This window comes from Delftia tsuruhatensis NBRC 16741, assembly GCF_001571325.1.
GTDB classification, from domain to species: Bacteria; Pseudomonadota; Gammaproteobacteria; order Burkholderiales; family Burkholderiaceae_C; genus Comamonas; species Comamonas tsuruhatensis.
This window is the reverse complement of record NZ_BCTO01000060.1, coordinates 1-18316: the sequence shown is the minus strand read 5'-3', so window position 1 is coordinate 18316 and position 18316 is coordinate 1. Positions and strand designations below refer to the sequence as shown.

The 18316-nt window shown below is 68.2% G+C and carries 17 protein-coding genes and 1 pseudogene; 11 read left to right on the top strand and 7 right to left on the bottom strand.

The features are described from left to right. Window positions 1–29 precede the first annotated feature (29 nt). Window positions 30–1841, bottom strand: coding sequence for a sulfoacetaldehyde acetyltransferase (gene xsc / locus DTS01S_RS24670; protein WP_017407835.1), 1812 nt, complete (start codon window positions 1839–1841; stop codon window positions 30–32). A 131-nt stretch (window positions 1842–1972) separates the two neighbouring features. Between xsc and DTS01S_RS24665 the strand changes: the two genes are divergently transcribed. Genes DTS01S_RS24665 through DTS01S_RS24655 form a run of 3 tightly spaced genes read left to right on the top strand, consistent with a single transcriptional unit; the run spans window position 1973 to window position 5451 of the window. Continuing rightward, window positions 1973–2800, top strand: a complete 828-nt coding sequence (locus DTS01S_RS24665) for an IclR family transcriptional regulator (RefSeq protein ID WP_016454304.1) — start codon at window positions 1973–1975, stop codon at window positions 2798–2800. After that, the gene (locus DTS01S_RS24660) at window positions 2793–3770 is read left to right on the top strand and encodes an AAA family ATPase (protein WP_017407833.1); all 978 of its coding nucleotides are present in this window, start codon (window positions 2793–2795) and stop codon (window positions 3768–3770) included. The genes DTS01S_RS24665 and DTS01S_RS24660 overlap by 8 nt, the downstream gene beginning before the upstream one ends. Beyond that, complete coding sequence (locus DTS01S_RS24655) at window positions 3760–5451, top strand: cobaltochelatase CobT-related protein (protein ID WP_061289337.1); 1692 nt, start codon at window positions 3760–3762, stop codon at window positions 5449–5451. The genes DTS01S_RS24660 and DTS01S_RS24655 overlap by 11 nt, the downstream gene beginning before the upstream one ends. A 70-nt stretch (window positions 5452–5521) precedes the next feature. Here DTS01S_RS24655 and DTS01S_RS24650 read toward each other — a convergent pair whose 3' ends face one another. Both DTS01S_RS24650 and DTS01S_RS24645 read right to left on the bottom strand, forming a co-directional pair. Continuing rightward, the gene (locus tag DTS01S_RS24650; protein WP_026063044.1) at window positions 5522–6286 is read right to left on the bottom strand and encodes an alpha/beta fold hydrolase; all 765 of its coding nucleotides are present in this window, start codon (window positions 6284–6286) and stop codon (window positions 5522–5524) included. Window positions 6287–6394: 108 nt separating this feature from the next. After that, window positions 6395–7015, bottom strand: a complete 621-nt coding sequence (locus DTS01S_RS24645; RefSeq protein ID WP_026063043.1) for a hypothetical protein — start codon at window positions 7013–7015, stop codon at window positions 6395–6397. Between the two features lie 86 nt (window positions 7016–7101). Here DTS01S_RS24645 and DTS01S_RS24640 point away from each other — a divergent pair, with 86 nt between their 5' ends. The 4 genes from DTS01S_RS24640 to DTS01S_RS24625 all read left to right on the top strand — a co-directional run bounded on the left by DTS01S_RS24640 (window position 7102) and on the right by DTS01S_RS24625 (window position 11087). Then, window positions 7102–7839: a helix-turn-helix transcriptional regulator gene (locus DTS01S_RS24640; RefSeq protein WP_241150422.1), complete on the top strand. Its 738-nt coding sequence runs from the start codon at window positions 7102–7104 to the stop codon at window positions 7837–7839. Window positions 7840–7864: 25 nt separating this feature from the next. Next, window positions 7865–8233, top strand: coding sequence for a DUF2946 family protein (locus DTS01S_RS24635; RefSeq protein WP_016450071.1), 369 nt, complete (start codon window positions 7865–7867; stop codon window positions 8231–8233). Window positions 8234–8356: 123 nt separating this feature from the next. Further along, window positions 8357–9022, top strand: a complete 666-nt coding sequence (locus tag DTS01S_RS24630; RefSeq protein WP_017407942.1) for an SCO family protein — start codon at window positions 8357–8359, stop codon at window positions 9020–9022. A 226-nt stretch (window positions 9023–9248) separates the two neighbouring features. Next, window positions 9249–11087 carry a sensor domain-containing diguanylate cyclase gene (locus tag DTS01S_RS24625; RefSeq protein WP_016454311.1) on the top strand — a complete coding sequence of 613 codons (1839 nt, stop codon included), beginning with the start codon at window positions 9249–9251 and terminating at the stop codon, window positions 11085–11087. A gap of 22 nt (window positions 11088–11109) precedes the next feature. Here DTS01S_RS24625 and DTS01S_RS24620 read toward each other — a convergent pair whose 3' ends face one another. Further along, the gene (locus DTS01S_RS24620) at window positions 11110–11646 is read right to left on the bottom strand and encodes a low molecular weight protein-tyrosine-phosphatase (RefSeq protein WP_455737551.1); all 537 of its coding nucleotides are present in this window, start codon (window positions 11644–11646) and stop codon (window positions 11110–11112) included. Window positions 11647–11683: 37 nt separating this feature from the next. On the opposite strand from DTS01S_RS24620, the gene DTS01S_RS24615 reads away from it, so the two are divergent. Both DTS01S_RS24615 and DTS01S_RS24610 read left to right on the top strand, forming a co-directional pair. Continuing rightward, window positions 11684–11917, top strand: coding sequence for a hypothetical protein (locus DTS01S_RS24615; RefSeq protein ID WP_017407940.1), 234 nt, complete (start codon window positions 11684–11686; stop codon window positions 11915–11917). Window positions 11918–12224: 307 nt separating this feature from the next. Then, window positions 12225–12974 (top strand): hypothetical protein, encoded by a 750-nt coding sequence (locus DTS01S_RS24610; protein WP_254788042.1) that lies wholly within the window; start codon window positions 12225–12227, stop codon window positions 12972–12974. A 41-nt stretch (window positions 12975–13015) separates the two neighbouring features. On the opposite strand, the gene nirD is transcribed toward DTS01S_RS24610, so the two are convergent. The 3 genes from nirD to DTS01S_RS24595 form a co-directional block, all read right to left on the bottom strand. Then, a complete protein-coding gene (nirD, locus tag DTS01S_RS24605) occupies window positions 13016–13357 on the bottom strand; it encodes a nitrite reductase small subunit NirD (protein ID WP_016454319.1) in 342 nt (113 codons plus the stop codon). Between the two features lie 32 nt (window positions 13358–13389). Beyond that, window positions 13390–15906 (bottom strand): nitrite reductase large subunit NirB, encoded by a 2517-nt coding sequence (gene nirB, locus DTS01S_RS24600; protein WP_061289340.1) that lies wholly within the window; start codon window positions 15904–15906, stop codon window positions 13390–13392. Between the two features lie 251 nt (window positions 15907–16157). After that, window positions 16158–17165, bottom strand: a complete 1008-nt coding sequence (locus DTS01S_RS24595) for an AraC family transcriptional regulator (protein ID WP_061289331.1) — start codon at window positions 17163–17165, stop codon at window positions 16158–16160. Window positions 17166–17327: 162 nt separating this feature from the next. Between DTS01S_RS24595 and DTS01S_RS24590 the strand changes: the two genes are divergently transcribed. Together DTS01S_RS24590 and DTS01S_RS30690 are read left to right on the top strand one after the other, a co-directional pair. Next, window positions 17328–18176, top strand: a complete 849-nt coding sequence (locus DTS01S_RS24590) for a TauD/TfdA dioxygenase family protein (protein ID WP_016454322.1) — start codon at window positions 17328–17330, stop codon at window positions 18174–18176. Between the two features lie 29 nt (window positions 18177–18205). Further along, window positions 18206–18316: pseudogene (locus DTS01S_RS30690) on the top strand (3-keto-5-aminohexanoate cleavage protein); the annotation flags it as partial.

Here is an 18316-nt window from a genome sequence, read left to right as displayed (position 1 = left end):
GGGGGAAGGCGCGTCAGCGCCTCAGGGGGTTAGACAAAGTCCTTGTACTTTTCGAGGAAGCGCACGGGCTTGGAGAGCGCATCGCGGCGGAACGGGTCACCCAGTTCGCGCGTGCACATCACCTCGATCACGCAGGTCTTGCCGTGGTTCATCTGCAGGTCGATGGCCTTCTTCAGCGCCGGGCCCACGTCCTCGATCTGGTCGACCACGATGCTCTCGGCGCCCATGGCGCTGGCAATGGCTGCGAAGCTCTCGCTTTCCAGTTCGCCGGCCACGAAGCGGCGGTTGTAGAAGTCCACCTGGTTCTTCTTCTCGGCGCCCCACTGGCGGTTGTGGAAGACCACGGCCGTGACGGGAATGTCATGGCGCACGGCGGTCATGATCTCCACCATGCTCATGCCCCAGGCGCCGTCGCCGGCGTAGGCGATGGCCGGGCGGTCGGGCGCCGCGCACTTGGCACCGATGATGGTGGGCAGGGCATAGCCGCAGTTGCCGAAGCTCATGGGCGCGAAGAAGCTGCGCGGCTCGTCGAAGCGCAGGTAGCTGTTGGCCACGGAGTTGATGTTGCCGATGTCGGTGGAGACCATCACGCGCGGCGGCATGGCCTTTTCCAGCTCGCGCAGCACCTGGCGCGGATGCAGGTACTGGCCGCCCGTGGGCGTGCGCTCGCCCTTGGCCTCTTCGATCATGTCCAGGCTGTAGGGGTCGCGCTCATGCGTCCACTCGTCCAGCTCCTTTTCCCAGGCCGCCTTCTCGGTGGCGATGGTGTCGGCGCGCGCGGCCTTGGTGGCGTCGCAGGCCAGGGTCTGGCCCTGCAGGCGGCGGCCCAGCTCGCGTGCCACGGCCTTGGCGTCGCCGTGGATGCCCACCGAGATCTTCTTGACCAGGCCCAGGTTGGTGTGGTCGGCCTCGACCTGGATGATCTTGGCGTTCTTGGGCCAGTAGTCCATGCCGTGCTGGGGCAGGGTGCCGAAGGGGCCCATGCGCGAGCCCAGCGCGATCACCACGTCGGCCTGGGCGATGAGCTTCATCGCGGCCTTGGAGCCCTGGTAGCCCAGCGGGCCGGCCCACAGCGGGTGCTTGGCGGGGAAGGCGTCATTGCGCAGGTAGCCCGTGACCACGGGGGCGCCCAGGCGCTCGGCCAGCTGCCTGCACTCCTCGACCGCATCGCCCATGACCACGCCGCCGCCGGCCAGGATCACGGGGAACTTGGCCGTGGCCAGCAGTTCCGTGGCGGCCTGCAGGCTGTTTTCGCCGCCCGAGCCGCGTTCCACGCGCATGGGCTTGGGGATTTCGCATTGCACTTCGCCATAGAAGTAGTCGCGCGGAATGTTCAGCTGGGTAGGGCCCATCTCGGAGATGGCGCGGTCAAAGCAGCGGGCCGTGAACTCGGCCATGCGCTTGGGGTTGCAGACATGGCCCTGGTACTTGGTGAACTCCTGGAACATGGGCAGCTGGTTGGCTTCCTGGAAGCCCCCCAGGCCCATGCCCATGGTGCCGGTCTCGGGCGTGATCATGACCACGGGGCTGTGGGCCCAGTAGGCGGCCGCGATGGCGGTCACGCAGTTGCTGATGCCGGGGCCGTTCTGGCCGATCACCACGCCGTGGCGGCCCGAGACGCGCGCATAGCCGTCGGCCATGTGGGCCGCGCCCTGCTCGTGCACCACGGGGATCAGGCGGATGCCGGCGGGCGCGAAGATGTCCATGGCATCCATGAAGGCCGAGCCCATGATGCCGAACATCTCCGTGACGCCGTTGGCCACGCAGGTCTCCACAAAGGCTTCGGAAGGGGTCATCTTCTGGACGCCTTCGACCACCGTACGATTGTTGGCTGCAGTCATGTTGTCTCCTTGAAAATGGAACTTTAAGTTCCGAAAAAAGAAATTACGGCGCAAGTCTAGGTGTGATTTCGCCTGGATGTCAAACAAATTTCTTTTTTCGGAACAAATTGACTCGAAAAATTGAAAAACATATGATGGCCAACACCATGAACACCCGAGACCCTGTCCCTGCCCGTATCGATGGCGATACCCCCAACCTGCGGCTGTTCGCGCTGCTGGAGGCCATTGCGCAGAAGAACGAGCCCTTCACGCTGCAGACCATGGTCGAGGAGACAGGCCTGCCCAAGCCCACCATGCACCGCATGCTCCAGCAGCTCGAAGGCGCGGGCATCCTGCAGCGCGAGGGCAACGGACGGCACTACGGCACGGGCCGGCGCCTGATGCGGCTGGCCGAAAGCGTGCTGCTCAACAACACCACGCATGGCGCGCGCCACGCGGTGCTGGCGCAACTGGTGCGCGACATCGGCGAGAGCTGCAACATCACCGCCTTCTCGGGCAGCGAGGTGCTCTACCTGGACCGGGTGGAAACGCCCGCGCCGCTGCGCTTTTATCTGCACCCGGGCTCGCGCGTGCCGGCCCATTGCTCGGCCACGGGCAAGCTGTTCCTGAGCCAGATGGCGCCCGCGCAGCGCAGGCGGCTGCTGTCGGCCGTGCCGCTGGAAGGCTTCACGGCCAACACGCTGACGGCCTTTGACGCGCTGGACGCCGAGCTGGACCAGGTGCGCGCCCAGGGCCATGCCTTCGACAACGAGGAATTCCTGCCCGGCCTGCTGTGCCTGGGCGTGCTCGTGCCCTCCATCCAGGGCGGCCCCTCGAACATGGGGCTGGCCGTGCAGGCGCCCATCATGCGTTTCACGCGCGAACGGGCGCTGTCCTTTCTTCCCCAACTGCGCGCGGCGGCCGAGGCGATTGCGCGCATCAACGACGAAGTCCCCCCGGGAGCCCCTGACGATGACTGAGCTGACCCTGATGCATCCCACGCGCACGCTTGGCGTGCGCGAGACCTTCGGCCTGGACACCGACATGCAGGTGCCGGCCTTTGCCGAGCGCAGCGAGCATGTGCCGGCCGTGGACCCGGCCTACCGCTTCAACCCGCAGGCCACGCTGGCCATCCTGGCCGGCTTTGCACACAACCGGCGCGTGGTCATCCAGGGGCTGCACGGCACGGGCAAGTCCACCCATATCGAGCAGGTGGCGGCGCGGCTGAACTGGCCCTGCGTGCGCGTCAACCTCGACGGCCACATCAGCCGGCTGGACCTGGTGGGCAAGGACGCCATCGTGCTGCAGGAGGGCCGCCAGGTCACGCAGTTCCAGGAAGGCATCCTGCCCTGGGCGCTGCAGCGGCCCGTGGCCCTGGTCTTCGATGAATACGACGCGGGCCGGCCCGACGTGATGTTCGTCATCCAGCGCGTGCTCGAACGCGAGGGCAGCTTCACCCTGTTGGACCAAAAGCGCGTGCTCCAGCCGCATGCGCAGTTCCGCCTCTTCGCCACCATGAACACCCTGGGCCAGGGCAACCTCAGCGGCCTGTACCACGGCACGCAGATGCTCAACCACGCCCAGCTCGACCGCTGGAACCTGGTCACCAGCCTGGACTACCTGGCACCGGCCGAGGAAGCCGCCATCGTGCTGGCGCGCGTGCCGCAGTTGGCCACGCCGCAGGGGCGCGAGCAGGTGACCGCCATGGTGGCGCTGGCCGCGCTCACGCGCAAGGGCTTTGCCGTGGGCGACCTGTCGCTGCTGATGTCGCCGCGCACCGTCATCACCTGGGCCGAGAACGCGCAGATCTTCCATGACCTGCGGCTGGCCTTCGAGCTGTCCTTCCTCAACAAGTGCGAGCCGGCCGAGCGGGCCATCGTGGCCGAGTACTTCCAGCGCTGCTTCGGCCAGGAACTGGCGCTGCGCGACGAGCCCGCCCATGCCTGCTGAGGCATCCCCCTCGCTGGCGCGCATGGAGGCCTGGGGCGGCGCGCTGCTGCGCGCCATGGCGGGCGATGCCTCGCTGCAATGGAGCGGGCAGACGCTGTACCGGGGCACGGCGCCCGTGGTGCTGGCAGCGGCCCACCAATCCGATGTGCCGGCCCGATTGGCCGACCAGCGCGGCCTGCTCGACGGTGCCAGCCTGCGCCTGCGCCTGAGCGATGCCGCGCTGCACGCGCGCCACCTGCCCGGCGACCCGGTCGAGCGGCTGGTGTTCGAACTGCTGGAGCAGTTGCGCGTGGAAAGCCTGGCGCCCGAGGAATGGCCCGGCGCACGCGCCAACCTGCATGCGCGCTTTGTGCACTGGAGCCAGGCCTTTGCCGATTCGGGCCTGACCGAAAGCAGCCTGGGCATCCTGCTGTTCACCGTGGCGCTGACCGCCTGGAGCCGCCTGGGCGGCCATGAGCCGCCCGATGCCCTGGCCGACCTGGCCGAGGCCACGCGCGCCGGCCTGTCGGCGCAACTGGGCGCGCAGTGGGCCCTGCTGCGCCGCCACCGGCAGGACCAGCAGGCCTTCATTGCGCCGGCCCTGGCCATCAGCCGCTGGGTGGGCCAGGCCGTGCGGTCAGCCCAGGAGGAGGCGCCGCGCGGCGCTGGCGGGCCGCGCCGGCGGGGCAGCTTCGCGCTGCCGCTGCACTTTGAATCGCAAAGCCTGGATGCGCCGCCCGTGGCGCTCAGCGGCGACAGCCGCGCCTGGGCCGGCTCGGCCCACAGCTACCGCGTGTTCACGCGCGCCTATGACCGCGAGGCGCAGGCGGCCGAGCTGATCCGCGCCGCGCAACTGGCCGAGTTCCGCGAGCAGATGGACGAAGAGTTGGCACGCAGCGGCTTGCACGCAGGCCGGCTGGCCCGCCACCTGCAGCAGCGCCTGGCCGTGCCGCGCCACGACGGCTGGCAGTTCGGCCTGGAGGATGGGCACCTGGATGCCAGCCGGCTGGCGCAACTGATCAGCGATCCGCAGCAGCGCGCCATCTTCAGGAACGAGCTGCCGCGCCTCGTCAGCGATGCGGCCGTGGCCCTCCTGCTGGACTGCTCGGGCTCGATGAAGGCGCATGCGCGCCCGCTGTCCCTGCTGGTGGACCTGCTGGGCCGCGCGCTGTCCATGGCCGGCGTGCCGGTGGACGTGCTGGGCTTTTCCACCCAGGCCTGGAACGGCGGCCGCGCCCGCCGCGACTGGCAGCGCGCGGGCCAGCCCCACATCCCGGGCCGGCTCAACGAGCGGCTGCATATCGTCTTCAAGGATGCCGCCAGACCCTGGCGCCACGCCCGCCACGGCATTGCCGCGCTGCGCAGGCCCGACCTGTTTCGCGAGGGCGTGGACGGCGAGGCCGTGGAATGGGCCTGCGAGCGGCTGCTGGCGCGGCCCGCGCAGCGCCGCATCCTGCTCGTCATCTCGGACGGCTGCCCCATGGATACGGCCACGCACCAGGCCAACGACGAGCACTACCTGGACCAGCACCTGCGCCAGGTCATCGCCCGGCACGAGCGCGCGGGCGACGTGCAGATCCGCGCGCTGGGCGTGGGGCTGGACCTGGGCGTGTTCTACCGGCGCAGGCTGGCGGTGGACCTGCGCGAGCAGATCGATGAAGCCCTGCTGATGGACGTGGCGGAGTTGATCTGCCGGCCGTGATGCCGGCCGTGGTGCCCTCCACGATAGCGACTTCGCTCAGTCCCCGTCCCGCCCGGGTGGAACTGCAGATCTAGCGGACCTGCGCGACAAAGTCGCTCACCAACTGCGCAAATTCCACCGGCATTTCCACGGCACTCAAATGCGCGGCGGGCAACGACACCAGCTGCGCTCCCGGAATCTGCGCCTGCATGTCTTCGGACAGGGAAGGGGGCGTGGCCTCGTCGCGGCTGCCTGCAATGACCAGCGCGGGGCAGGCGATGCGCCGGTTGCTCTCGCGCAGATCGATGCCGCCCACGGCCGCACAGGCCGCCGCATAGGGCGCGGCCGCCGTGGCCTCCAACCCGGCGCGCAAGGCTGCCACTCGGGCGGCCTGCCCGGCGCGGAATTCGGGCGTGAACCAGCGCTGCATGGCGCCATCGGCAATCGCGGCCACGCCCTGGGCGCGCACCGTGGCAATGCGCGCCTGCCAGCCTGCGCGCGCGGCCTCGTCGTAGTAGCTGGCCGAATTGGCGATGGTGATGCTGCGCACCAGCGCCGGATGACGCGCTGCCAGGGCCTGGGCCGTCATGCCGCCCATGGACAGGCCCACGAAGTGCACCGGCCCCTGGCCCAGCGCCTCGATCACGCCAGCGGCGTCGTCTGCCAGGTCGTTCATGTCGAAGGCCTCGCCGATGGCGGGCGAGCGGCCATGGCCCCGGTGGTCGTAGCGCACCACGGTGAAGCGGTCTTGCAGGGCCTGGGCCACGCCGTCCCACATCTGGAGGTCACAACCGAGCGCGTGGCTCAGAACGAGGGCCGGGCCTTGGCCCTGCTGCACAACATGGAGTTTCGACATGGCGGTCACTGCTTGGGGAAAAGGCGATTATGGGATGGCCGGTGCAGGCTGGCGGATACGGATACCACGCATATCCGGCATCCGGCCAAGGCGCGGCGATGGCAGCGCTCAGGCCACCCTGTCCCAGAACTGCAGCTGTGCCGACCCCGGCGCGATCAGTTCCAGATAGTCCTGGCAGGCCGGATCGAACGGTCCCTGGCCCCACTTGCTGCACAGCTGGTGGGCGCGGCCGGCGCTGTCGGCCAGCACCACGTCGGCATACAGGCCGGGGTCGTGGGCGCTGCGCATCACGCCATGGGCCGTGAAGCCGGGCTCATTCCGGTACAGGCCATCGGCCATGCGGTGCGCGGCGGCGGCCAAGGCATGGGAATCGGCGCCGGGGCGCAGCCGGAACAACGAGAACTCCATGCCTTGCGGCAGCCCATGTTCCCCGCCGTGGCTGAACACGCTGGCGCCCAGCAAGGGAGGATGCTCCACGCGCATCAGCCCGAAGTAGGCCGCGCAGGCAGCCGACCGGCCGGCCTGCGCCAGGGCGGCACGGGCCGCCTCCTGTGATTGCCAGGTGACGACATCCGCATAGCGCCCCTGGCCCAGCTGGACCAGATGGCGTGACAGGCATCCGCCCTGCACATCCAGGAACTGGTGCTGCATGGCGCTGGCGGCTTGCAGCAGGGTGTTTTCCGTCACACCGGGCAGCAGGCTGAACGCTGCCCATTCGATGACTTGCATGGCATTTCTCCGTGGATTGAACATGCCGCCCATGGTCCCTGCATCGCTGCCATTCAATGGCGGTCAATTGCGCCATGATGCCGGCCATGAAACCGCGCACGCTGCCCGCCCGTCTGTCCCGGCTTGAAGCCCTTTCCCAGCGCCTGTCCGATGGCGCCGTGCACGGCGTGGCGGCGCTGTCCGAGGAACTGGGCGTCAGCCAGCGCACGCTGGCGCGCGACCTGTCGTTGCTCAGGCAGCAGGGCTGGGAGCTGGACAGCTCCTCGGGCAGGGGCGGCGGTGTCCGCGTGGTCCATCGCTGGCCCTCCGGCCGCGTGACGCTACGGGGTGACGACGCGCTGGAGCTGCTAATGTCCCTGGCGCTGTCGGAAGCCCTGGGCCTGTCGCTGGCGGGGCGTCATGGCGAACTGCGCCGCCAGTTCGCGCGCTGCTTTGCGCCGGCCGATCGCGCAGATATCGCGCAACTGCGCCAGCGCATCCGCGTGGCCTCGCCGGTGTCCGTCGAAGTCCAGGCTTCGCTGCGCGAGCGTGCGCAGGGCGTGGAGGCGCGCGCCAGCGTCTACCAGGCATTTGCACAGCAATGGATGCTGGCCTTGACCTACCTGGACGGACGCCAGCGCCGCAGCGAGCGCGTGGTGGAGCCGCAATGTCTGCTGCTGGCCTGGCCGTTCTGGTACCTGCTGGCCTGGGACTGCGAGCGCGAGGGCGTGCGCACCTTCCGGCTGGACCGCATCGTGCAGGCGCGTCGCGGCGGACAGCGCTTTCAGGTGCGCGACCCGGCCCGGTTTTGGGCCGCCTGCGACGAGGTCGGCGTGGCCCTGTGATGGCCTGCCCCCATAATCCCCAGCCATGCAAGCCCTGCGCAACTCCGTCCCACTGGCCCGCCTGGTCATGGCGTGGTTCGCGCTGACGCTGGGCCTGGCCATTGCATCGCCCCTGGTCCACCCCCAGGCCATGGAGCTGGTCTGCACGGCTGGCGGCAGCGTCAGGCTGGTCGTGGTCAACGGTGAAGAAGGACAGGCGGTGTCTGCCCAGCATTCGCTGGACTGCCCGCTGTGCCTGGCGGTGACGCCGCCGCCCGCGCATGTCCCTCCCTCCTGGGCGCAACTGCAGCCGATGGGCCGCGCGCTGCAGCCCATCGTCTCTGCCCGCATTGCCTCCCTGGTCGGCGCGCCGCTGCCGCCGCGCGGGCCTCCCTTGTTGCTGTTGATCGCCTGAGCCCTTGGCTGCTTGCAGCGCTGTCCCGCGCTGTCTGGCCGCTGGCCTGTCTCAGAACATTGCCGCACCGGCCGGGCGCAGCCTTGGCGGTGCGGCTTCGCCAAGATTCCACGCAGGGATGCCATGTTCCGTTTCGATTGCCATGCGGCGCCGCAGCGCGCCGCCGATTTTTCTTCGACCCTCCCATCCGTTGCTTCCGTCGCCCTGTCTCGCCGTGCCTGCCTTGGCGGCGGCCTGGCCGCACTGGCGCTGCTGGCCGGCTGCAAGCCCGCCGCCGTACCGTTCAAGGGCATAGACCTGACCGGCGCCCAGTACGGCCGGGACTTCCGCCTGCGCGATGCCGATGGCCGCGAGCGCACGCTGGCCGACTTCAAGGGCCAGGCCCTGATGGTCTTTTTCGGCTTCACCCAATGCCCCGATGTCTGCCCCACGGCGCTGACGCGCGCCCTGGAAATACGCCAGCTGCTGGGACCCGATGGCCAGCGCCTGGCCGTGGCCTTCATCACTATCGACCCCGAGCGCGATACGCCCGACGTGCTCAAGGCCTATGTGGGCGCCTTCGATCCCGGCTTTGTCGCGCTGCGCGGTGACGAGGCGCAGACGGCCGAGGTCGCCAGGGAATTCAAGGTCTTCTACAAGAAGGTGCCCACGGGTGCGTCCTACACCATGGACCACTCGGCCATCACCTATGTCTTCGATCCCGAGGGCCGGCTGCGCGTGGCGTTCCGCCATGAGCAGGACGCGCAGGACTGCGCGGCCGACCTGCGGCAGATCCTGCAGGCTGCATGACGGCTCTGCACTTTCTCAGGAGGCCGGCGCAACAGGCCTTTGCGCAGCGGCCCCCGCCCTGGCCCAGGCAGCGACCATTCTTGCGGAGGTGAAGGTACGCCAGCGGCGCGAGCGCCGTTGCCATCGGTCAAAACCTTGTCTGGATCGTCCCGTCCTTGTGCTAAAAATGTGCGGCTCCATCCACCCGGACGCTCATCCAGCCAGACGGAAAGGGACACCCGGCGCCATGAAGACGCTTCTTTCTGACAAGGTGCTGCGGCGCCTGGTGCTTGGCAACCTGCTGGTCGCCGGCCTGCTGGGCCTGGCCACCTGGCTGAGCCTGCGCGCCAACCACCAGGCCGACCTGGACCTGGGCGTGGCTGTCACCCAGAACCAGGCCCGCAGCCTGAGCCTGGAGCTGACGGCCGAGATGCGGCTGGTGGACAACGCACTGGCCACCGTGGCAGGCCGCTACCGCAGCCGGGGCCTGGACGGCGACGATGTGGCGGCCCTCGCCCTCTATGAAATCCTGCAGGAGCAGCGTGCCCTGCTGCCCTTTGTCACCGCGCTGCGCGTGACCGACGCCAAGGGCCAGGTGCTGCTGACGGCCAACGAGGAAGAGCCCCCGTTTTCCGTGGCCGACCGCAGCTACTTCGAGCGCGCGCGCCACTCCGACCGCATGGTGATCTCCGATCCGCTGGTCAGCCATTCCTTCAACAAATGGGCCATCGTGATGGCACGCCGGCTGCAGTCCGGGGACGGGGATTTCAAGGGCATCGTCTATGCCGTGGTCTCGGCCACGCATTTCCAGTCGCTGTTTCGTCGCCAGGCCTTCGGGCCCGACAGCGCCATTGCGCTGCGCTCGGACAAGGACCTGCTGGTGGCCCGCTACTCGGCGGCCGATCCGTGGTCGGTGGCCGGCATTGGCGGCTCTGCGGTCTCCAGCGAGTACCACCATGCCCTGGCCGGCAACCGGGACAGCGGCTGGTACATCACGCCCACGGTGATGGACGACGTGGAGCGCATCACGGCCTACCAGCGGCTGGCCGGCTATCCCCTGACCGTCTTCACGGGCCTGGGCACACAAAGCTACCTGGCCGCATGGCGTGCATCGGCCTGGCGCGCCTGGGCACTCACGGGTCTCAGCATGGCACTGATCGCGCTGGGCTCGGTCAGCCTCTACCTGCTGCAGCAGCGCGAGCGCGTGGCGCGCATCCGGCTTGCCGAGCTGCTGCGCCAGCAGGAACTGTTCATGGACAACGACCTCATCGGCATCGCCCGCCTGCGCGAGCGCCGGCTGCTGTGGACCAACCAGGCCCTGCAGCGCATGCTCAAGCGCCCGGCCGGCGAGCTGCAGGGCACCTCGGCGCGCATCCTCTACCCGGATGAGGAAACCTATGAACGCTCCGGCGAGCTGGCCTATGGCGCACTGCGCTCCAGCGGCAAATGCCATGCCCAGATGCAGCTGAAGACCAGCGATGGCAGCCTGCTGTGGGTCGATGTCAGCGGCGCAGGCCTGGCCGACGGCGAATCGATCTGGGTCTTCGTGGACATAGACGCGCTCAAGCGTGACGAGCAAGCCGCACAGCACCAGGCGCTGCACGACGTGCTGACCGGCCTGGCCAACCGCCGCGCACTGCAGGCCCGGCTGCAGCGCGAACTGGCCCAGGCCTGCGGACCGGGGCAACTGGCCGTCTGCTTCATGGACCTGGACGGCTTCAAGCAGATCAACGATACCGAAGGCCACGATGCCGGCGACGAAGTGCTGCGCATCGTCGCCCGCCGCCTCACCACCCAGGCCCGCGAAACCGACTGCGTGGCCCGCATGGGTGGAGACGAATTCGTGCTGCTGCTGGGCGAACTGGCCTCGGCCAACGACGCCCTTCAGGCCATGCAGCGCTGCCTGGCCTCCATCTGCCAGCCCATCCGCCTGGAAAACGGTGCCACCGTCCAGGTCGGCGCCAGCATCGGCATCGCCCTCAATGCCGCCCGGGAAAACACCACCCAGCTGCTGCAGCGCGCCGACGAGGCCATGTATGCGGCCAAGCGCGCGGGCAAGGGGAGGGTGGTGGTGGCGGAGGAGTAGAGGCGCCAGGCCAGTCTTGCAATCAGCCAGTGCGATGTTTGCGCGGCGCCATGCCCAGCGTGGCCAGCAGCCCCCTGCAGCCGTCCTCCACCAGGTCCAGCACGTCCTCGAAACCCAGGTCGCCGCCGTAGTAGGGGTCGGGCACTTCGCGCGCGGTGTGCTCGGTGCAGAAGTCCGTCAGCCGCTGCACGCGGTGCCATTCGGACTCGGGGCAGATCCTGCGCGCGGCGGATTCGTTGGCGCCATCCATCACCAGCACCTGGTCGAATGCCATGAAGTCCTCGGCCCGCAGCTGCCGCGCGCGCTGCTGCGAAAGGTCATAGCCGCGCCGCGCGGCATGGGCCTGGGAGCGGCGGTCGGGTGCCTCGCCCACGTGGTAGCCGTGCGTGCCTGCGGAGTCCACTTCGATGTGGCCCGCCAGGCCCGCGTCGGCCACCATTTTCTCGAGCACGCCGTGGGCCGTGGGGCTGCGGCAGATGTTCCCTGTGCAGACCATGAGGATTCTTTTCCTCTTGGTGGCTGGCCTGCTGCCAGCTGACTGTTCCCGAATCTGTTCCATAAATCTCCCTGTGGGTAACGGGCTTCACGACATCTGGATGGCCTGCGATGCCCAGGCGCTCGCCGGCATTTTCCACGCCCCGCACCTGATCTGCCGGGCCGCTTATGCTGCGCCCATGGTGGAACTGCTTTGTTTCTGGATGGCCCGGGTGGGTGCGGCCCTGCTGGAGTTGCGGTTGCTGCGCAGCAGCGACGGCGGCTTCAGGGTGATGGTCATCACGGCGGCCATCGTGGTCATCGTGTGCCTGGCGTTGCTGTCCTTTTACGCCTGAGCCCGCAGTCCCGGGTACCGTCGGGCCGGTTGTCAGGGGTCCGCGCCATGGGCAGCTGACGAACCCAATGCAGCGCCATCTCGCATTCCAGTGCGGATGCTTAGATCACGGCGCAGGCGAGGCATCAAACATGGGCGGCCGCTTTCCCGGCTCGGCACCCCCGAATGTCTCGGGCACGCAAAAGTGGACGACATGCTCCAGACATAAACGCTCGCCAGTCATTAATTGGCCATGGCTTTTTATTGATTAAATCAATTGAGATCCCTGAAATTTCCAGGATATATTTTTGACGTGACTTCTCGAGGCAATGGATTGGAATAGTTGCTTCATTGATTCTGTTTTTATCTTCATTCAGCCACTGAAGGAAAGATTGATGAGAATAAGGCCTTTAGTTGCCAGCGTATGCCTTTCCTTCTCAGGCCTTGGATCTGCATGGGCAGATACCCAGTACACCTATGCGGGCGTCAACTACAACGATGCCCATGCGCCTTACACCACCGCCATGGGCATCAGCGGCTCGATGGTCCTGCCTGCGTCCCTGCCGGCCAGCCAGACGGACATCGTCATCGGCCCGGGAACGTCCTACCCGATCAGCAGTTGGTCGTTCAGCGACGGCGTGAATACCTATACGCAGGCCAATGCACAGATCCTGGCTGGTATTTCGATCGGTGATCCGCCGCGCTTCAAGGTTTCTACCGATGGCAGCGGCAATATCACTGCCTGGAACCTGGCGATGGTTTCACCTGCTGCGCCCCATGTCCCAGGCCAGCCGGTGGACGTTTTCAATATCGCCTCAGGCTCGGGGGACATCGCTGGTGACCATTCGGACACCACATGCGTCTTGTTGAATGGCAATGTGTGCAGGCAGGTGCTTGCTGGTGGTACAGGATTCACTTTTTCGCCTGCCCAAGGCAGTTGGAGCATGCAACCCTACATTCCCCCGCAGCCCGGCCCGGTGGCGGTGCCGCTGCTGGGGTGGCCTGCGCTGCTGGCGCTGATGGGCGGCGTGGCCGGTCTTGCAGCGTGGCAACGGCGCAGGGATGGTGTGGGAAGCTAGGCACGCAGGACCTTCCTGCGCGGCTGTGCTCCGCACGAATCTCAGTGCAGCGCCACCATCAACTGCCCGTTCTCATTGCGCACCGCATGCACGCGCACGGAGTGCTCGGGCGCTTCCAGGCATTCGCCGGTGGACAGGTCGAAGTGGTGCTTGTAGATAGGCGAGGCGACGACGACGCGCTCGCCCAGGCTGCCGACCAGGCCGCGCGCGAGCACGCTGGCGCCGCAGCGCGGGTCCACGTTGTCTATGGCGTAGAAGCGGTCGTCGCCGATGCGAAAGACCGCCACATGGCGGCCCTGGACGAGGGCGCAGACGCCCGTGTCGGGGACGATGTCCTGGGTGGCGCAAACGGGCAGCCAGTGTTCTTGGGAGGCATGTGCCATGGCGGGTCCTTGTCGCGGGTCTCTAGGGGGTGTCAGGCCGTGGCCTCGCTGCGCTCCTCGGCGCGCGCCGGGCGGATCTGGCCGCGCTCCTGCACGAAGACGATGTGCTCGTCGGGCTGGTCGCTGTTGATGAAGCTGCGAAAGCGCTGGCGCACTTCGGGCGTGGTGACGGCGGTCTTCCACTCGCACTGGTAGGTGTCCACCACATGCTGCATCTGGGCCTCGAGTTCGGCGCCCAGGCCCAGGCTGTCGTTGACCACCACGTCCTTGAGGTAGTCCAGGCCGCCTTCCAGGTTTTCGCGCCAGGTGCTGGTGCGCTGCAGGCGGTCGGCCGTGCGCACGTAGAACATCAGGAAGCGGTCGATGAGCTGCAGCAGCCTGTCCTTGGACAGGTCGGAGGCGATCAGCTCGGCATGGCGCGGCTTCATGCCGCCGTTGCCGCAGACGTAGAGGTTCCAGCCCTTGTCGGTGGCGATCACGCCCACGTCCTTGCCCTGGGCCTCGGCGCATTCGCGCGTGCAGCCCGAGACGCCGAACTTGATCTTGTGCGGCGCGCGCAGGCCCTTGTAGCGGTTTTCCAGCTGCACGGCCAGGCCCACGCTGTCGTCCACGCCGTAGCGGCACCAGGTGGAGCCCACGCAGCTTTTGACAGTGCGCAGCGACTTGCCGTAGGCATGGCCGGACTCGAAGCCGGCCGCGATCAGCTCCTCCCAGATCAGTGGCAACTGCTCCACGCGCGCGCCGAACAGGTCCACGCGGGCGCCGCCCGTGAGCTTGGTGTACAGGCCGTATTTCTTGGCCACCTGGCCGACGGCGATCAGGCCGTCCGGCGTGACTTCGCCGCCGGGCATGCGCGGCACCACGGAGTAGCTGCCGTCCTTCTGGATGTTGCCCAGGTAGTAGTCGTTGCTGTCCTGCAGGCTGGCCAGCTGGGGCTGCAGCACGAACTCGTTCCAGCACGAGGCCAGGATGCTGGCGGCCAGCGGCTTGCAGACATCGCAGCCCAGGCCCTTGCCGTGTCGGTGCAGCAGCTCGTCGAAGGTCTTGATGCCGCCCACACGCACCAAGTGGTACAGCTCCTGGCGCGAGTGCGGGAAATGCTCGCAGACATGGTTGTTGACGGCCATGCCGCGCCGGGCCATCTCGGCCTTCATGACCTGGGTGGCCAGCGGCACGCAGCCGCCGCAGGTGGCGCCGGCCTGGGTGCAGGACTTGAGCTCGGCCATGGTGCAGGCGCCTTCGCCCACAGCCGCGCAGATCTGCGCCTTGGTGACGTTGTTGCACGAGCAGATCTGCGCCGTGTCGGGCAGGGCGTCCACGCCCAGGCCGGGCCTGGCCTTGCCGTCGCTGGAGGGCAGGATGAGGAACTCCGGCTCCTCGGGCAGCGCGATGCTGTTGAGCGTCATCTGCAGCAGCGTGCCGTACTCATCGGCATTGCCCACCAGCACGGCGCCCAGCAGCTGGCGGCCGTCCTCGCTGACCACGATCTTCTTGTAGACCTGCTTGCGCTCGTCGATGAACTGGTAGTTGCGGCTGCGCGGCGTCTTGCCCTGTGCGTCGCCGATGCTGGCCACATCCACGCCCATGAGCTTGAGCTTGGTGCTGAGATCGGCCCCACCGAAGGCGGCCTCGGCCTCGCCCGCAATGTGGCGTGCCGCCACGCGCGCCATGTCGTAGCCGGGTGCCACCAGGCCGAAGGTCTGCTCGCGCCAGGAGGCGCATTCGCCAATGGCGTAGACGCTGCGGTCGCTGGTGCGGCAATGGTCGTCCACGGCCACGCCGCCGCGCGGGCCTATGGCCAGGGCGCATTGGCGGGCGATCTCGTCGCGCGGGCGTATGCCGGCGGAGAAGACGATCATGTCCGTCTCCAGGTGCGTGCCGTCGGCAAACACCATGCGGTGGCGTGCCGTGGCGCCGTCGGTGATCTCCAGCGTATTGCGGCCCGTGTGCACCTGCACGCCCAGGTCCTCGATCTTGCTGCGCAGCACGCGGCCGCCGCCGTCGTCCACCTGTACGGCCATCAGGCGCGGGGCGAACTCGACCACATGGGTCTCCAGGCCCAGGTCGCGCAGGGCCTTGGCGCATTCCAGGCCCAGCAGGCCGCCGCCCACCACCACGCCGACGCGTGATTTCGCGGCCGAGGCCTGCATGGCCTCCAGGTCCTCGATGGTGCGGTAGACAAAGCAGTGCGGCCGGTCGCGCCCCGGCACGGGCGGCACGAAGGGCGCCGAGCCCGTGGCCAGCACCAGCCTGTCGTAGGAGATGACTTCGCCATCGGCCGTGGTCACGGTGCGCTCGCGCCGCTCCACGGCTGCCGCCTTGGCCGCCAGGCGCAGCGTGAAGCCGCTGGCCTCGAAGAAGCCGGGCGCCACCAGGCTCAGGTCCTCGGCGCTCTTGCCGGAGAAGAATTCCGACAGGTGAACACGGTCGTAGGCGGCGCGCGGCTCCTCGCACAGCACGGTGACGTTCGCATCTGCCACGCCCAGGGCATGCAGCTGCTCGAGAAATTTGTGGCCCACCATGCCGTGGCCGATCACAACGATGTTCATCTGGCGTCCTGCGTTGCGCATCCAGTGTTTTGCGGGCCGCAGGCCAGGGCCGGCGGGTCAGGGCTGCCAATGCAAGTGCCGTGCCAGCACCGCGGCGCGGTGCCTGCCCGTGGTGCACGCTGTCTGGTGCGCAGACAGCGTGCACCGCAATGCGCCCGCCGCACCGTGCAGGGGCGGGGTGCGCCGTGGTGGTGCGTCAAGTGCGATCAAGTGCGCCAGGTCCGCCAGGTGCGCCAGGAACGCTGGGTGCGTCAGGCGCGAGGCAGTCCCTGCGCGCGGCTGCGCCAGGCCTCGGGCGCGCAACCGAATTGCGCAGCGAACCAGCGCGTGAAGGCGCTGTGGCTGGCATAGCCGAGCATGGACGCGATCTGGCCCACGCTGTAGTGGGGATGGTCCAGGTAGCGCAGGGCCAGTTCGTGGCGCACTTCGGTCAGCAGCTCGCTGAAGCTCAGGCCCTCGCGGTCCAGTTCGCGCTGCAGCGTGCGCAGGCTGCGCCCCATGCCCTGCGCCACGCCTGCGCAGGTGGCGTTGCCCGAGGGCAGCAGCAGGTAGATGACCCGGCGCGCCTGGTGCCCCACGGAGGCGGCACGGTGGGCCGGCATGGCCTCCACCAGCCGCAGCGCATAGCGCGCCAGCGCGGGGTCGGCCAGCGGGTTGGGCTCGTCCAGGTCGGCGGCGCGGCAGGCGATGCCGTTGAACTCGGCGCCGAACGTGATGCGGCAGCGGAACATGCGGCGGTGCTCGGACAGGTCGGCCGGTGGCGCGTGGCTGAAGCTGACGCCCTGCGGCCGCCAGCGCTCGCGCAGCAATGCCTCGCACATGCGCCACAGCACGCCCATGGCCAGTTCCACGGACTGGCGCATGGCGCCGTGCAGGACGAAGTCCTCGCGCAGGATGACGATGTCCCCTGCATCCTCCAGGTGGATCAGCAGCGATTCGTTGACCAGGTGCATGTGCGCGACCAGCGTGTCCAGCGCATGGCGCAGCGTGGGCTGGTGCTGCAGCAGCAGGCTCACGGCGCCGAAGCTCGACAGCTGGCGGTGCCGGGCCATGCGCAGGCCCAGGGACTCACAGCCCGTGGACTGGGCCGCGTCTTCCAGCAGGCGCGCGACGATGGCCACGTCGATCAGCTGGTCCTGCTCGCGCAGCAGCGCGGGCCGCAGGCCGGCCTGGCGCAGTGCCTTGTCGGGGTCGCAGCCCAGTTCGCGCATGACGTCCGAAAAATGGGTCAAGGCCGCCGCGCGCACCATGGTGACCATGCTTGCCCTCCTGTCAGTCCGTGGCCTGGTGGCACGAAATGCAAAGAGGATGGCATGGCTTGCATAGTCCGCGGAACCGGGTTTTCCTACATTGCAGAGACCGGCCCCACGCCGGGCGGACCGTGCCGCCACGGGCCTTCACAACAATGACAGGAGACAGGCATGCGCATAGAGCCCATGACATGCGCCATCGGCGCCGAATTGCTCGGCGTGCGGCTGGCCGACGCGGTGCGCGACGACGCGCTTTTCTCGGAGATCCGGGCGGCGCTGCTGCGCCACAAGGTGCTGTTCCTGCGCGACCAGGGCCTGGCGCGCGCCGAGCACGTGGCCTTTGCGCGGCGCTTCGGCGAGCTGGAGGACCATCCGGTGGCCGGCAGCGACCCCGAGCATCCGGGCCTGGTGCGCATCTACAGGACGCCCGAGCAGCCCAACGACCGCTACGAGAATTCCTGGCACTGCGACGCCACCTGGCGCGAGGCGCCGCCCATGGGCTGCGTGCTGCACTGCGTGGAATGCCCGCCCGTGGGCGGCGACACCCTGTGGGCCAACATGGCGCTGGCCTACGAACGCCTGCCGGACGCCGTCAAGGCGCTGATCGCGCCGCTGCGCGCGCGCCACAGCATCGAATGCACGTTCGGTGCGGCCATGCCCATCGAAAGGCGGCTGGCGCTCAAGGCCCAGTACCCCGATGCCGAGCATCCCGTGGTGCGCACCCATCCCGAGACCGGTGAGAAGGTGCTGTTCGTGAACGGCTTCACCACGCATTTCACCAATTTCCATACGCCCGCCAATGTGCGCGTGGGCCAGGACTTCACGCAGGGCGCCTCCGGCCTGCTGCAGTACCTGATCGGCCAGGCTGCCATCCCCGAGTACCAGGTGCGCTGGCGCTGGCGGGCGGGCAGCGTGGCGATCTGGGACAACCGCGCCACCCAGCACTACGCGGCCATGGACTACCCGCCCAGCCACCGGAAGATGGAGCGCGCGGGCATCGTCGGCACGCCGACCTTCTGAACCACGATCACGACACAAGGAGACATGCCATGAACTTTCTCGACGGCCACCTGTTCCCCGAAAACCAGCAGCCCCTGATCATCACGGCCGCGCCCTATGCGCCCTCGTGGCTGCCCTCGGACTTTCCCGGCGAGATCGCC

Excerpts from the sequence above, each read along its gene's own strand:
- xsc (WP_017407835.1), bottom strand. The coding sequence starts at position 1,841 with ATGACTGCAGCCAACAATCGTACGGTGGTCGAAGGCGTCCAGAAGATG.
- DTS01S_RS24665 (WP_016454304.1), top strand. The coding sequence starts at position 1,973 with ATGATGGCCAACACCATGAACACCCGAGACCCTGTCCCTGCCCGTATC.
- DTS01S_RS24660 (WP_017407833.1), top strand. The coding sequence starts at position 2,793 with ATGACTGAGCTGACCCTGATGCATCCCACGCGCACGCTTGGCGTGCGC.
- DTS01S_RS24655 (WP_061289337.1), top strand. The coding sequence starts at position 3,760 with ATGCCTGCTGAGGCATCCCCCTCGCTGGCGCGCATGGAGGCCTGGGGC.
- DTS01S_RS24650 (WP_026063044.1), bottom strand. The coding sequence starts at position 6,286 with ATGTCGAAACTCCATGTTGTGCAGCAGGGCCAAGGCCCGGCCCTCGTT.
- DTS01S_RS24645 (WP_026063043.1), bottom strand. The coding sequence starts at position 7,015 with ATGCAAGTCATCGAATGGGCAGCGTTCAGCCTGCTGCCCGGTGTGACG.
- DTS01S_RS24640 (WP_241150422.1), top strand. The coding sequence starts at position 7,102 with ATGAAACCGCGCACGCTGCCCGCCCGTCTGTCCCGGCTTGAAGCCCTT.
- DTS01S_RS24635 (WP_016450071.1), top strand. The coding sequence starts at position 7,865 with ATGCAAGCCCTGCGCAACTCCGTCCCACTGGCCCGCCTGGTCATGGCG.
- DTS01S_RS24630 (WP_017407942.1), top strand. The coding sequence starts at position 8,357 with ATGTTCCGTTTCGATTGCCATGCGGCGCCGCAGCGCGCCGCCGATTTT.
- DTS01S_RS24625 (WP_016454311.1), top strand. The coding sequence starts at position 9,249 with ATGAAGACGCTTCTTTCTGACAAGGTGCTGCGGCGCCTGGTGCTTGGC.
- DTS01S_RS24620 (WP_455737551.1), bottom strand. The coding sequence starts at position 11,646 with ATGGAACAGATTCGGGAACAGTCAGCTGGCAGCAGGCCAGCCACCAAG.
- DTS01S_RS24615 (WP_017407940.1), top strand. The coding sequence starts at position 11,684 with ATGGCCTGCGATGCCCAGGCGCTCGCCGGCATTTTCCACGCCCCGCAC.
- DTS01S_RS24610 (WP_254788042.1), top strand. The coding sequence starts at position 12,225 with ATGGATTGGAATAGTTGCTTCATTGATTCTGTTTTTATCTTCATTCAG.
- nirD (WP_016454319.1), bottom strand. The coding sequence starts at position 13,357 with ATGGCACATGCCTCCCAAGAACACTGGCTGCCCGTTTGCGCCACCCAG.
- nirB (WP_061289340.1), bottom strand. The coding sequence starts at position 15,906 with ATGAACATCGTTGTGATCGGCCACGGCATGGTGGGCCACAAATTTCTC.
- DTS01S_RS24595 (WP_061289331.1), bottom strand. The coding sequence starts at position 17,165 with ATGGTCACCATGGTGCGCGCGGCGGCCTTGACCCATTTTTCGGACGTC.
- DTS01S_RS24590 (WP_016454322.1), top strand. The coding sequence starts at position 17,328 with ATGCGCATAGAGCCCATGACATGCGCCATCGGCGCCGAATTGCTCGGC.